The sequence below is a fragment of the Cognatundibacterium luofuense genome (genome assembly GCF_018139685.1).
Lineage (GTDB): Bacteria > Pseudomonadota > Gammaproteobacteria > Burkholderiales > Burkholderiaceae_D > Undibacterium > Undibacterium luofuense.
Genome location: NZ_JAGSPN010000489.1, coordinates 1 through 308, shown reverse-complemented (window position 1 = coordinate 308; position 308 = coordinate 1). Strand labels below are relative to the sequence as shown.

1 pseudogene is annotated in these 308 nt (G+C 53.6%); it reads left to right on the top strand.

Going from position 1 to position 308, the window contains the following annotated elements:
• Positions 1 to 308 (top strand): annotated as a pseudogene (gene glnA / locus KDM89_RS21350) (glutamine synthetase); the annotation flags it as partial.

The window sequence follows — 308 nt, the reverse complement described above, 5'->3', positions numbered from 1 at the left end:
CTGGCGAAGGTTATGCAGGCCTGTCTGACTTCGCGTTGTACTACATCGGCGGTATCATCAAGCACGCAAAAGCGCTCAACGCGATTACCAACCCAGGTACTAACTCCTACAAACGCCTGGTGCCAGGCTTTGAAGCGCCGGTAAAACTGGCTTACTCTGCGCGTAACCGTTCTGCATCTATCCGTATTCCTTATGTCGCAAATCCAAAAGGCCGTCGCGTAGAAGCGCGCTTCCCGGATCCGCTGGCAAATCCATACCTGTGCTTCTCCGCACTGATGATGGCAGGTCTGGACGGTGTTCAGAATAAG